We start from the raw sequence: 13,607 nt of genomic DNA on the forward strand, positions 1-13,607 counted from the left end.
GGAGGGGACAAAAGTGCTTGAAGTCAAGCTGCATGATATTGGAGAAGGTATGACGGAAGGGGAAATTCTTCATTACCTTGTCAAGCCAGGGGACGAGGTGAAGACGGATCAGCCGCTTGTGGAAGTGCAGACAGATAAAATGGTGGCTGAGCTGCCTTCGCCGGCCGCCGGCATTGTGAAGGAAATTATAGTGGAGGCCGGCACCACGGTACAGGTCGGCACCACGCTGCTTTATATTGAAGCGGAAGGAAGCGCTCAAGCGGCACCTGAACAGCCGAAACAGCCGGAGGAGCCTTCGACGGCACCGGTTGCGGAGAAGCAGGAAAGCCGTCCGTTCGTTTCCTCCTTCAACCGCGTGCTGGCGACACCGTATACACGGAAAATTGCACGTGATCACAACATCGATATTGAACAAGTCCTGCCGTCTGATCCATCCGGACGCGTCACAGAGGAGGACGTGTACCGCTTTTTAGAACAGAAGGAGGCGCCAGCGGTTGCGGTTGCAGAGAAGCCTGCCGCATCCACGGCACCGGCTGCTAGCCAGCCAACCGAAGCACCGGAAGAAATTCCGTTCCGCGGCTTGCGCAGGCAAATCGCGAAGAAGATGACGAAGTCGCTGTATACGATTCCGCATGTCACTCACTTTGATGAAGTGAACATGACAAATTTGATGAAGCTGCGCGAAGAGCTGAAGGGAGCAGGCCAGTCGGTTTCGGTGACCGCCTTCTTCGTGAAAGCGCTCGTGATTGCGCTGAAGGACTTCCCAATCTTCAATGCGGAGCTGGATGAGGAGAACGAAAAGATTTTGTTGAAGAAAAATTATAACATCGGCTTAGCGGTCGACACGGAAGACGGCCTCATCGTGGCGGTTGTTCACGATGCTGATAAGAAATCCATTAAGGAGCTTCACCAAGATATTAAACGGCTGAACGAGCAGGCAAGAGCCGGCCAGCTGTCATCAAAGGATATGAAAGGAAGCACCTTCACGATCAGCAATGTCGGCCCGCTTGGCAGCACCGGCGCGACACCGATTATTAATTATCCGGAAACCGCGCTGATTGCTTTCCATAAAACGAAGAAAGTGCCGATTGTGAACGAGCAGGACGAGATTGTGATTGGTCACATGATGAACCTGTCGATGTCCTTTGACCACCGGGTTGCGGATGGGGGAACAGCGGTGGCATTCACGAACCGGTTTGCGGGCTTAATTGAACAGCCGAATACCCTTATGCTGGAGATGATATAGATGGTTGTTGGGGAAATCAGTCAAGAAAGAGATCTGGTCATTATCGGCGGCGGTCCGGGAGGCTACAGTGCGGCGGTCCGGGCCGCGCAGCTTGGGCTTTCTGTCACATTAATTGAACGTGACAAGCTTGGCGGTGTCTGCTTGAACAAAGGATGCATTCCTTCCAAGGTATTTACGTACGCGGCGAAGAAAAAAGCAGAAATGAGCCACCTGCAGCAAATCGGCCTGCCGGCTGTGGAGGGCACATTCCAGCTGGATCAGCTCATCGCCTATAAGTCGAAGGTGACCGAGCAGCTGAGAAAAGGCGTAGAGGCCTTATGCAAAGCAAATAAAGTAGAAGTCATTCAAGGAAAAGCCGGCTTTACAGCAGAAAATAAAATCGGTGTGGAGTACGGCCATCAGTTTGATGTGTATGTTTTTAAGCAGGCAATCATTGCGTCGGGAAGCTCGCCGGTGCTGCCTGGAGGCATTACCGAGACCGGGAAACGTATCCTCCTGTCGCATAATATTTTCTCCGTGGAAGAGATGCCGACACATCTGCTTGTTTACGGAAGCAGCTACATATCCCTTGAGGTAGCATCCAGCTTCCATGCGCTCGGCGCGAAGGTGACGGTGCTATGGGAAGGGGCAGCTGACTTTTCGTTTGATGAGTCGGTGAATAAAGAGCTGGCCCGCCTGTTCAAAAAGAAGAAAATCAAGCTGATCAAGCAGGCGGCGATCCAATCGGCAGAGGAAACCGCGGCCGGTGTGCATGTCACGCTGCAGGCAGGCGGGAAGGAAGAAGTGCTTGAAGGTTCGCATCTATTCGTCGAAGGCAGCCGCCTGCCGAACACGAAGGAGCTCGGCATTGGCCGCTTTGCGATCGAGCAAACGGAGAAGGGCTTTATTCGAGTGAACAAGGACATGCAAACGTCCCTGCCGTCGGTGTACGCAATTGGTGACGTGACAGAAGGTCCACTTTTGGCGGTAAAAGCAATCAAGCAAGGTAAAGCAGCCGCTGAAGCGATCGCCGGCGAAAGAACCGAAGTGGATTTAACGTGCATCCCAACGATCGTGCATACGATTCCGCCGATTGCTTCCGTTGGCCTAACGGAACAGGAGGCACGTGAGAGAGTCGGCGGGGTTCGCACCAGCAAATTCAACCTCGGCGGCAACGGCTACGCCGCTATCACGGGAAAGAGGGATGGCTTTGTGAAAGTCATTTCAGATGCCTCCACGGATCTTATTCTCGGCATTCATATGATCGGTGAGGGTGCCGTGGAGCTGTCGAGCCACTTCGTCCAGCTACTAGAAATGGCGGCGAAGGAAGAAGACGCGAAGTTCCCGCTATATGCGCACCCAAGCTATAACGAAGGGCTGCTGGAAGCGGTCGAAGGACTCGTTGGCCAGGCTGTCCATGCGGTGACATAATCAATCTGTGAAACAGATCGCTTCCCGTTGGAATGGAAGACGCGCAGACTCCTGCGGAAAGCGAAGCGTCTGAAATGGAAATCAACAGCCCCTGTTTACAAGCAAAGTAAAAAGGCTGTAGGCGCTCGATTCCCATCGTTGTCTACAGTCTGAAGCTGTCTGTGAAACAGACGGCTTTTTTTGTGCTTCTATGTGTCTCGGTCTATGACACTTCCACTGGTTTTTTGTCGAAAGGGATGCAAAAAGGCAATATATCCACTAGAATAAGAGTAACGCTTCAGTTAAGTTAGCGGGACACGCTTAAGGAAGCACAAAACTGGAATAAGGAAGGTACACTTATGAGAACGGCAATTGTCACGGATAGTACAAGCTATATTCCGAAAGAATTGCGCGAAGAGTTGAATATACATATGATTCCGCTCAGTGTGATCATTGACCAGAAGACGTATAGAGAAGAGCTGGATATGACTGAGGAAGAATTCTATGAGCGGGTGCGGATGATGGACGAACTGCCGAAAACGACACAGCCGCCGATCGGTGAGTTTATGAAGCTGTATCAGCGTCTGTCAAAGGAATATGACGCCGTTATCGGCATTTACTTATCGAGCGGCATCAGCGGCACGTACCAGACTTCTATAGCGGCAGGAGAGCTCGTGAAAGAGATCGACGTGTATTCATTTGACTCCGAAATCAGCTGTATGCCACAAGGCTTCTTTGCGATCCGGGCGGCTGAATTAGCCCGTGAAGGAAAGGAACCGGAAGAGATTTTAAACGAATTAGAAGCGATGAAGCCATCCATGCGGGCGTACTTTATCGTGGATGATCTCAATCATTTAAAGCGCGGCGGCCGGCTAAACGGCGCGCAGGCCCTGATTGGCGGACTGCTTCAGGTGAAGCCGCTCTTGCACTTTGTGGATAAGGTCATCGTTCCATTTGAAAAGGTCCGCACGTCGAAAAAAGCGCTGAAGCGCGTGGCCGACTTATTTGCTGAAGACTATGAGAAGGGCGAGCCGCTGAAGGGATCTATTATACACGCGAACTGTGAAGAAGCGGCCCAGCGCTGGCTGGAAGAGCTGCAAGCCCGTTTCCCGAATGCGGAACTTGAATTGAGCCATTTCGGCCCGGTGATCGGTACGCATCTTGGCGAAGGCGCACTCGGCTTCGGCTGGATAAAGAAAGCTGATAAATAATCCTTAACGATCTGCATACACAAAGAGACCTATAAAGTTATTTTTTCCGATTTAGAGGATAAAGATGATATGGAAAACCCCACCAAAAAGGTTGATCTTTCTGGTGGGGTTTTAAGGTTAGCGAACAAGTTCATGAGGCTTACCTGCATGAGCAGCGATACGTCTTCCTTTTCCATGGGGAATACACATAGGCGTACCAAAGAGCGGATCAACGGTTATATCACAATTCATTTGAAACACCTCTTTTACGAGAAGAGGGTTCATTACCTCTTCTGGTTTTCCGTGAGCATACACTTTCTTATCTTTTATAGCGACGAGATGATGGGCGTAGCGGCAGGCCAGGTTTAAATCATGGAGCACCATTACGATGGTGCGTCCTTCGTTTTCATTTAGCTCAAATAAGAGATCCAGAATTTCAATTTGATGGGTCATGTCTAAATAAGTTGTCGGCTCGTCTAGTAAAATAATATCTGTATCCTGAGCTAATGTCATAGCGATCCACGCTCGTTGCCGCTGTCCCCCTGACAGGGAATCCACGAGACGGTCCGCTAGCTGTTCCATGCCAGTTGCCTGAAGAGCATGGTGCACGGCTCTTTCATCCTCCTCAGACCACTGCCGATACCACTTTTGGTACGGGTAGCGCCCCTGCTTGACTAACTGTAGAACGGTCAATCCTTCGGGAGCGATGGGGCCTTGCGGCAAGATAGCCAGCTGCTTAGCAATGTCGCCTGTCGTCAGCTTCGATATCATTTCTCCTTCAATAAAAATAGACCCTGACCGAGGCTTTAACAAACGGGCTAATGACCGGAGCAAAGTGGACTTGCCGCAGCCGTTGCTCCCGATAAAGACAGTAATCTCTCCCTTTGGAATGAGTAAATCCAGCTCCTCAATGATCATCGTATCTCCGTAGGCCAATGTTAGCGACTGTGTTTCTAATGACTGCATGTATTCTACGCTCCTTTTATGCGCTTCTTTGTTTGTATAAAAGATAAATAAAATAAGGGGCCCCAATCACAGCGGTAAATACACCTGCCGGCACCTCGACAGGCAGGAAAAGGGTGCGCCCGATTGTGTCTGCTACTAGCACTAAAATCGCTCCGATGATAGCCGATAAAGGAAGAAGGGCGCCAAAAGAGGACCCGACGAGCCTTCTCGCAATATGAGGGGCCATCAGTCCAACAAAGCCGATGCCTCCTGCAAAGGCGACTGCGCTGCCAATTAAGGCTGAACTGATCAGCAGCAGGAGAAAACGCTGCTTTTGAACATTTGTGCCGACCCCAATAGCGATTTCTTCTCCCAGCTCTTGAATATTAATGTGTCTTATCATAACCAGAACAACGGCCAGAAGAACAACGGTCACAGGGGCCAGTATCCATACATTTTGCCAGCTGGCACCGTAAATGGAACCGGTAATCCACACATTTGCCTGGCTTGCTTGATAAATAGGACCTAGAATCATAAAGAGGGTGGTCATCGCTTTCGTCAATGCCCACATTCCAATCCCAATAAGAACAAGGCGGACAGGCGATAAACCATTTTTCCAGGCGAGAATATATAGCAGAAACGTAACAATCGCCGCCCCTGCAAAGGCGCTTAACGGCAGCCAGTGAATGCTGACAGTCAATGCATTGCTTCGATCCGTAAAGACGGCCAAGAACAATACAACGGCCACAGAGGCGCCGCCTGTAATGCCAATAATGTCAGGGGAGGCTAAAGGGTTTCGTACAACCGCCTGCAGGATGGCACCGGCTGCTGCGAGACTCATCCCGACTAAAATAGAAATGATGATTCTTGGCATACGGAAAGAGTAGACAACCAGCTGCTCAAAGGCATCTCCTTGGCCGGATAATATGGTCAGCACCCGCCACGGCTGGAAGAACTGCTCCCCCATTCCAGTACTGACGACGAATATAGCCAGCAGCAAGAAAGTACAACCGATCGTTATCCAGAGAGCCTTTTGGTCAAGCAGGAGGGATACGCTTCCTTTTCCGAGGCGGAACGGGACATGCTTTTTCATGATGTATGCCCTCCCTTACGTGCAATATAAATGAAAAATGGGGTGCCGACAAAAGCAGTCATGACGCCAACAGGGACTTCCTCTGGCATAATGACATAGCGCGCGCCGATATCAGCGACTAAGAGCAAAATACCTCCAAGAACCCCGCAATAAGGCAGCACCCAGCGGTAATCGTTTCCGACTAATGATCGGACTATATGAGGAACGATAATACCTAGAAATCCGATTGGACCTGCCACGGCTACGGAACCTCCGGCCAGCAGAACAAAGGACACGGCGATCAGCAATTTGACGGTACCTGTGCGCTGGCCTAATCCCTTTGCTACGTCTTCCCCCATTGTTAAAAGGTTGATCTTCGGTGCCAGCAAAAGAGCAAGAACAGTCGCTGCCGCCAAATAAGGAAGAACGGAGAGAAGGATTTCCAATTTCCTGCCCTCCACAGACCCGGCAAGCCAAAATAACGCTTGATCGAGAGCGGATTCGTCCATAACGAGCAATCCTTGTGTTAACGATGAGAACAATGCTGCAATAGCTGCGCCTGCGAGTGTAAGCTTTAATGGAGTTAATCCGCCGCCTCCAACCCCGCTAAAGAAATAAACGATAATAGCAGCTGAAGCGGCACCGATAAAGGCAATCCATGTAAATGCCTGCAAGGAGTTCACAGAGAACATCATCATAGCGACAACGATGAAGAAGCTGGCTCCTGCATTGATCCCGATAATATCAGGGGAAGCAAGCGGATTTTTCATGAGTGCCTGCATAAGGGCACCGGCTATGGCCAAGCTGCTGCCGACCGCTGCTGCAATAAGCGCTCGCGGAAGCCGGACATCCTGGATAATAATATGTTCATTGGAACCATCAAAATCTTGAAAAGCTTGAATAGCTGTTTCGATACTTGTATTTGTATATCCCATTACAATACTAAGGCCGATGCATAGTAATAGACCGCACAGACCGATCAGTAATCCAATCAGCTTTCCCCCTGTATGTCTTAGAAGCATGCTGTTTCTCTCCCTAATCTCCCTATCGTTTTTTTCAAGTTTAAGAGATCAGGAAAGCGGTGTCAATGACCTTGATAATCATTTTCAATTATTTATTGACAAACCTCTTGCCATCGCCTACTATCTAATGTAAATGATAATCAATCTTGATTAGGAGGATAAGAGAATGGCTACATATTTTAAACGGAATGTTTCATCTTCGTGGCTTTTAGCTTCCATGCTCTTGCTAGTGATCGTGCTGGCTGGCTGCGGAAACTCTGGAAACGAAGCAGCGAATGAGAATGAAGGGTCAGATGAAGCTAATCAAACGGAAAGCCCATCTTATACAGTTGAGCATGCGATGGGGACAACAGAAATAAAAGGAACACCCGAACGCGTCGTGATCTTGACGAATGAAGGAACAGAGGCGCTGCTGGCATTAGGCGTAAAGCCGGTTGGAGCGGTACAATCCTGGACAGGCAACCCGTGGTATGCCCATATTGAGAAGGAGATGGAGGGCGTTGAAAGCGTCGGAAACGAAGGAGAACCAAGTGTAGAGACGATCGCTTCGTTGAAACCTGATTTAATCATCGGTAATAAAATGCGTCACGAGAAGATTTACGAACAATTAAGTGCGATTGCTCCAACCGTGTATGCGGAAACATTGCGCGGCGATTGGAAAGAAAATTTTGAACTTTATGCAAAAGCAGTAAATAAAGAAGAAGAGGGAAAGAAAGTCATTGCCGATTTTGATCAGCGTATTGAAGAGTTAAAAGGAAAGCTTGGCGACAAGCTAAACCAGGAAGTATCGATTGTTCGCTTCATGCCTGGAGATGTCCGGATTTATCATAAAGACAGCTTCTCCGGTGTGATCCTGGAGCAATTAGGATTCGCCCGTCCTGAGGGACAAGATCAGCCGGACTTCGCTGAGAAGAATGTAACAAAAGAGCGTATTCCAGCAATGGACGGAGACATTCTTTTCTACTTTACTTATGATCCAGCAGAGAATAAAGGAGAAGCTGTAAAGTTAGAGGAAGAGTGGCTGAATGATCCGCTATTCCAAAACTTAAATGTAGCTAAAAGCGGCAACGTGCATAAGGTGGACGATGCGATCTGGAATACAGCGGGCGGTGTAAAAGCAGCAAATCTGCTGTTAGACGATATTGAGAAGTATTTCTTAGAAGATAGGTAAAGTAGGAGAAGGTTGCAGACAAACCGGCTCCAACTATATAAAAAGCTCTCCCTTTTGATTGGGAGAGCTTCTTTATTATTCTGCCAATAAATCAAGCGCATCTTTCGGACGTTCTTCAATATCCGCTTTGCTTGTGCTAGATTGGTAGGTACTGTTAATCAAGTAGCCAAAGCCTTGTTCACGAAGCAGTTGAACGACAAAGTTAGGAATCGCTACATTGTTGTCGATCATATACGACGTTTTGGAGCGAATCATTGCATCGAACACGGTGCTGCGCGAAATGCCGGTTTCAGCAAATACGTTCTGGCTGAGAAGCAAGTCTGATAGCGTCAAGTGAGGATAGTCATCGCCGCCAAATACAAGATCCGGATTGACTTGATACCAGAGATCGCCATTGGATCGAATCCACTTCGGATGAAGATTCTCGATGCCGGCTTTAATTTCACGGGCCGTTTTTAAATAGGCGGAATTCTTCGTTTGCTTGTACGTTTCAAGCAGGAACCTCATTTCGCCGAGCGCATGGTTCAGGGAAGCATGCGTTTTTGAATGATTATGGCCAAGCCCGTAATAATCAGCGATCAAGTAGCTTGAGGCTGTAATCGGGATAATATTCCCGAGGCTCTTCTGCTGCACAAGGTAATCGGCATAACGGATATTTGTGCCCTCAAGCTCCGGAATGGACAGAGATTCTGAAGCATTCTTTAAGAACAGAGCGGCATTCTCATTCAGCCGTGTGTCAAAGTAAGGGGCCGTAACGCCATAGGCTCTCTTCAGCCACGTGCTTGTGTACTCGGTCGGGAAGATGGGACTTTTCCCAGCTTTTAAAGCCCCATTTGAGAACACATCCAGGTCGGCAATCGCATTGACTACGAGGTCGTAGAAATAGCGTTCCTTGTTACCGTTGTAGGCCGTTAAGTAGACGCCGCCTTGAAGACGGGTAATGTTACGACCGTAGCCCATCTGGTATCCCGGCTCAATGGACCAAGGCAGCTTCGTATAAGCTCCATCAGCTGTCAGCCAGTTATTGATCGTCGTATATTCGGCAATCGTGCGCTTGAACCAATCATCACGATTGGCGTCTTTGGCGAATAGGCGTTTATCAGATAACAGCAGCCAGTTTTCTGAGATGGCTTTCGAACGAACAGACATGTTCACATGCGTCGTTACAAGGCTGCGTGCTTTATCTGTGTATACTTGATAGCTTTCCCGCTCCTCCAGCAGTTCGCGGAGAACAGATGTGTCGCCATTCGAATAATTGTGCTGGCGATGAAGGGAAATATAATTTTTGCCGATCATCATTTCATTCGTAATCGTGCTGCCCTTCTTCGCAGACAGAATGCCGGTTGGGTGTGACGTTTCGTCCACACCGAACGTGCCGTCATGCTTTTGCTCTACTTTGCCAAAGGCTTCATATTTCGCTAACGAGTAGTTATCCGATTGCTGGAACGGGACAATAACGGAAGCTGAGTATGTATTGTCTCCATTATGGATGAACTTCGTAAAGACGAACACATCGCCGTTATCGAGCTTTCTGAGCGTGACCCGAAGCGAGCCGAGGGGGCTTGAGGCCTTACCCATATGATAGTAGTAATGGTGATCTGTTGAACGAATATGAGCATCTGTTGTGCGTTTATCATATGTAAGCGGCACGCCGCGCGTATTCATGCGGACTTTAATATATTGATAGTCATTCACTGGGACGACTACCTCTGAGGAATCAGCCGGCTCAGGCGGTGTGACAGGCTGTGGGCCGGAGGAGAACAAGTCTAATGTCTCCATTAATCGGTAAACGAACCGTGCGGAGTCCCCGCGCGTCGCTGTCTTCAGCGGCTCAAAGCGATTGTCCGCTGTTCCCTGGATGAGTCCGTAATGCGTCATGCGCTGGACGGATTCGTATGCATACTTTCCGATTTGTGATTTGTCTGTAAAGGTCAGCGTTGCTTTTTCTGTGTAGCTGCCTTTCAGCTGCATGGCGCGGTCAAGCATCACGGCCACATCTGAGCGTGTGACACGATCATTTGGCCGAGCATAGCCATTGTCGCCGAGAAGCACGCCGGCTTTCTTTGCAGCACTGATCTCTTTATATAAGGCGCTGCCAGGACTTACATCTTTAAATCCAGAATCCCCAGCTGGCAAATCCAACGCCCGTACTAAAAAGGCAGCGAATTGCCCTCTTGTCACGGCGGAATTCAGCCGAAGCGTTCCATCGTCATAGCCCTGCATCACTCCCGCATCCATCAGCGCTTGTACTTGCTCCATCAAGCTTGGATTGCTGGCGGCTTTTGCCGGGGAGGCAGATGACTGGACAAAAAAAGTGAAGAATAAAACAACCATTGCCAGGCTTGCTGCTAGCTTTTTCATAGTTACTCCTTCCTTGATAAGGTTTGAACACATGACATTATATCATACTAGTATTCTTCAGAAATAGAAGACTATGTGAAAATCCTTCTTATCATATAATGGAAGTGGGACCATTAAAAGAGAACAATTCCCTAGATTTACTTTGGTCCTATATTATAGAAGAAACTGATTCAAAAAGGAGATGAATGTATGAATTCTAATCCGTTATCCTCGGTGGCATCCTTCCTCTCTGGCCGCCTCCTGCTCGAAGAAGAGCTGCCTTTTTCGCTTCCTGATTCCTCGGTTGATATTCTCCAAGGTATCACTTCGAGAAACCATTCCTTTTATTGCAGCCGCTGCGGCAACGACAGAGAAGAGCGGTTTGCCTTCTTTCCGTGTGCCCGCTGCGGAACAAGCTGTCCTTATTGCCGTCACTGCTTAATGATGGGGCGTATATCAGGCTGCTCCCGGCTGATTCGCTGGACAGGGCCGGAGCCGCCGGTGGAGGGGGACGGTACGCTACAATGGAGCGGCCGGCTGTCTGAAGGGCAGCTGGCGGCATCGGTAGCGGTAAAAAAAGCCGTTCAAGAGAAAGGAGAATGCCTTATCTGGGCGGTGTGCGGCGCCGGAAAGACAGAGGTGTTATTCCAAGGGGTGGAAGAGGCCCTGCTTTCCGGCAAGCGTGCCTGCATCGCTACGCCGCGCACCGATGTCGTTCTTGAGCTTGCTCCTCGCCTCCAGCGTGTGTTTCCAGGCATCCGTGTGACCGCTTTATACGGCGGAAGTCCTGATCGCCATGTGTACAGCCCGCTCGTTGTCTCCACGACTCACCAGCTATTCCGCTTCCTGGAGGCATTTGATGTCATGATTGTCGATGAAGTGGATGCCTTTCCTTATTCGTATGATGCTTCCCTACAATTTGCCACGCAAAAAGCCCGGAAACCCGAGTCTTCTCTCATTTATTTAACAGCTACTCCGAATGAAGCCTGGCAGGAGGAATGCCGGTCAGGCAAACGACCCTTCGTGAAAATCCCGGCCCGATTTCACCGCCAGCCGCTGCCCGTTCCTGTAATGACCTGGTGCGGGCGCTGGCGGAGAGCAATTGAAAAAGGAAAGCTCCCGCCAGTAGTGAAGGAATGGACGCTCCAGCGGCTGAAGGATGGGAAGCAGGCTCTTCTTTTCTTTCCTCATATCGATCTTATGGAACAAGCGCTGCCTCTCTTTCAAGCTTTTCATCCTCATGTGGAGGCTGTGCACGCAGAGGATCTGAAGCGGAAGGAAAAGGTCACTCTTATGCGCGAGAAGAAGCTGGCGCTTTTATTGTCGACAACGATTTTAGAAAGAGGGGTCACGTTCCCGAACATTGATGTGGCGGTTATTGGCGCGGAGGATGATGTGTTTACGGAAAGCGCTCTTGTGCAAATCGCCGGTCGGGCAGGGAGAAGTGCGGAGTTTCCGGACGGAGAGGTGCGCCTTTTTCACTTCGGCCGGACAAGAGCCATGATGAAGGCCGTTGACCATATCCGTCAGATGAACAAGGAAGGCTTGGAGAAGGGGTGGCTGGACCGATGAGTCTTTGTTTACTATGCGAGGAGGAAACGAACCGCCAGATGACGTGGCGGCAGTTTTTCACGCTCGTGGAGCTGCCCCTGCTGTGCGGGAAGTGCCTGCAGCCGTTTGAACGGATCACGGGTGAATGCTGCCGACTCTGCTCCCGGCCGCTTGCGGTGCTGGATGCTTCATTTAGTATCGACGGCGTGTGTCACGACTGTGTGCGCTGGGAGAAGGAGTCTCTTTATAAAGGAGTTCTTTCGGGCAATGTGTCGCTTTATATGTATAACGAAGCGATGAAAGCTTTCATTGCCCGGTTCAAATACAGGGGAGATTACTTGTTAGCGAAGGCGTTTGCTGAAGAGGTGAGGCAGGCAGCAAGGAAGATCCCGCATGACATGGTCGTTCCGGTGCCGTTAAGCGAGGAACGGCTCCGTGAGCGGGGCTTTAACCAGGCAGAAGCTCTTGCGAGGGAGGCAGGCATGAAGCCGGTGAATGTCCTCGAGCGGAGCCATGCAGAGAAGCAGTCGAAGAAATCAAGAGAAGAGCGTCTGCGGGGCGCGCAAGTGTTTCGATTGAAAGAAAATTCATCGGTTCATCGTAAAACTATCCTGTTAATCGACGATATATATACTACAGGGGCGACGGTTAGATACATCGCCTATGTATTAAAACAAGCAGGAGCAGCCGGCGTCACTTCCCTCACTCTTGCCCGCGGGCAAGGGAGAGAAAGAGAGGCTGTTTTGGAGGAATGACGATGAGCGAAATTGCCAACTGCCCAAATTGCGGCGCCCTCTTCATGAAGAATGCTTTTCTTGATGTGTGTCCCGCGTGTTCGAAAGCGGAGGAAGAAGCGTATCAGCGTGTGTACCAATTCCTGCGCAAGCGGGAAAACCGAGCGGCGACCATTCCGCAATTGGAAAAGGCGCTCGGGGTGGAGCGGTCCCTTATTTACAAATGGGTGAAAAAAGGCCGGCTTCATACCGCCCATTTTCCGAACCTTGGTTACCCTTGTGACCGCTGCGGCGCGCTGATTATGCAAGGAAGCGTTTGCGAAAGCTGCCGCAACGAGGTGAAGGCGGACCTTGAACAGATCAAGCGTGAAGAGGCGTTTAAGGAGGAGAAGAACAAGCGCGCTACTTATTATTTAACAGAAGAATGAGTAGCACCATTGTAGGGAATAGGACCCGGTTTGTTGCTGAAGCTGGTGGGAGATGTTGGAGTGAAATTTGAGAAAAATCGCCTATAAAGCCGCTGTTAACTTTTTTTCTGTTCAGCCGATGATTATAATATAGTCAAGTAAGAAAACGGAAAAAACAAGAAAGCGAGGGATCCGCTATGAAAGTCGATCGACCACAACTGACGGGCGTCAATCCATACGATGCGCAGGCGAATAAGATACATACGCCGAAGAAAGCCGCCAGTGTGCAAACAGACAAAGTGGAGATTTCGGCGGCGGCGAAAGGCATGCAGGAAGTGTCGCAAATGTCCAATGAACGAATTGATAAAATCGCTCTTCTGAAGCAGCAAGTGGCATCAGGAGAATACAAGCCGGATCCGGAGAAAATCGCGGAAGGCATTGTGAAGTTTTATAAAAAGTAAGGTATGGAAGAGAGGTCAGCTGTTTTTGAGGCGCCTCTCTCTTTTTTCGGTCAAATACAAGAAGAAACGATGCGTGGGA

The 13,607-nt window shown here is 49.7% G+C and carries 12 protein-coding genes; 8 read left to right on the forward strand and 4 right to left on the reverse strand.

Going from position 1 to position 13,607, the window contains the following annotated elements:
* The first annotated feature begins 13 nt into the window (after positions 1 to 13).
* From QY97_RS10525 to QY97_RS10535, 3 genes are all read left to right on the forward strand, one after another.
* Positions 14 to 1,246, forward strand: a complete 1,233-nt coding sequence (locus tag QY97_RS10525) for a dihydrolipoamide acetyltransferase family protein (protein ID WP_039229986.1) — start codon at positions 14 to 16, stop codon at positions 1,244 to 1,246.
* The gene (gene lpdA / locus QY97_RS10530; RefSeq protein ID WP_039229987.1) at positions 1,247 to 2,656 is read left to right on the forward strand and encodes a dihydrolipoyl dehydrogenase; all 1,410 of its coding nucleotides are present in this window, start codon (positions 1,247 to 1,249) and stop codon (positions 2,654 to 2,656) included. It begins immediately after the preceding gene.
* A gap of 338 nt (positions 2,657 to 2,994) precedes the next feature.
* On the forward strand, positions 2,995 to 3,846 hold the full coding sequence (locus QY97_RS10535) for a DegV family protein (RefSeq protein WP_039229990.1): 852 nt from the start codon (positions 2,995 to 2,997) through the stop codon (positions 3,844 to 3,846).
* Positions 3,847 to 3,963: 117 nt separating this feature from the next.
* Here the strand turns inward: QY97_RS10535 and QY97_RS10540 are convergent, their stop codons facing one another.
* The 3 genes from QY97_RS10540 to QY97_RS10550 are packed head-to-tail and all read right to left on the reverse strand — an operon-like array spanning position 3,964 to position 6,864.
* On the reverse strand, positions 3,964 to 4,791 hold the full coding sequence (locus QY97_RS10540) for an ABC transporter ATP-binding protein (protein ID WP_039229994.1): 828 nt from the start codon (positions 4,789 to 4,791) through the stop codon (positions 3,964 to 3,966).
* 16 nt (positions 4,792 to 4,807) lie between these two features.
* Entirely contained in the window at positions 4,808 to 5,863 is a 1,056-nt protein-coding gene (locus QY97_RS10545) for a FecCD family ABC transporter permease (protein WP_039229998.1), read from the reverse strand.
* Positions 5,860 to 6,864, reverse strand: a complete 1,005-nt coding sequence (locus tag QY97_RS10550) for a FecCD family ABC transporter permease (RefSeq protein ID WP_039230001.1) — start codon at positions 6,862 to 6,864, stop codon at positions 5,860 to 5,862. Before QY97_RS10550 ends, QY97_RS10545 begins: the two co-directional genes overlap by 4 nt.
* Before the next feature lie 166 nt (positions 6,865 to 7,030).
* Here QY97_RS10550 and QY97_RS10555 point away from each other — a divergent pair, with 166 nt between their 5' ends.
* Entirely contained in the window at positions 7,031 to 8,035 is a 1,005-nt protein-coding gene (locus QY97_RS10555) for an ABC transporter substrate-binding protein (protein WP_046128723.1), read from the forward strand.
* Positions 8,036 to 8,110: 75 nt separating this feature from the next.
* Here the strand turns inward: QY97_RS10555 and QY97_RS10560 are convergent, their stop codons facing one another.
* Entirely contained in the window at positions 8,111 to 10,396 is a 2,286-nt protein-coding gene (locus QY97_RS10560) for an S-layer homology domain-containing protein (RefSeq protein WP_039230004.1), read from the reverse strand.
* Positions 10,397 to 10,585: 189 nt separating this feature from the next.
* Between QY97_RS10560 and QY97_RS10565 the strand changes: the two genes are divergently transcribed.
* From QY97_RS10565 to flgM, 4 genes are all read left to right on the forward strand, one after another.
* A complete protein-coding gene (locus QY97_RS10565; protein WP_039230007.1) occupies positions 10,586 to 11,947 on the forward strand; it encodes a DEAD/DEAH box helicase in 1,362 nt (453 codons plus the stop codon).
* Positions 11,944 to 12,681 (forward strand): ComF family protein, encoded by a 738-nt coding sequence (locus QY97_RS10570; RefSeq protein ID WP_052728958.1) that lies wholly within the window; start codon positions 11,944 to 11,946, stop codon positions 12,679 to 12,681. Before QY97_RS10565 ends, QY97_RS10570 begins: the two co-directional genes overlap by 4 nt.
* 2 nt (positions 12,682 to 12,683) lie before the next feature.
* Positions 12,684 to 13,088: a TIGR03826 family flagellar region protein gene (locus tag QY97_RS10575; protein ID WP_039230010.1), complete on the forward strand. Its 405-nt coding sequence runs from the start codon at positions 12,684 to 12,686 to the stop codon at positions 13,086 to 13,088.
* Positions 13,089 to 13,264: 176 nt separating this feature from the next.
* Positions 13,265 to 13,528 carry a flagellar biosynthesis anti-sigma factor FlgM gene (gene flgM, locus QY97_RS10580; RefSeq protein ID WP_039230013.1) on the forward strand — a complete coding sequence of 88 codons (264 nt, stop codon included), beginning with the start codon at positions 13,265 to 13,267 and terminating at the stop codon, positions 13,526 to 13,528.
* Positions 13,529 to 13,607: the final 79 nt, after the last annotated feature.

Origin of the sequence: Bacillus thermotolerans, assembly GCF_000812025.2 — a bacterium.
Lineage (GTDB): Bacteria > Bacillota > Bacilli > Bacillales > Domibacillaceae > Quasibacillus > Quasibacillus thermotolerans.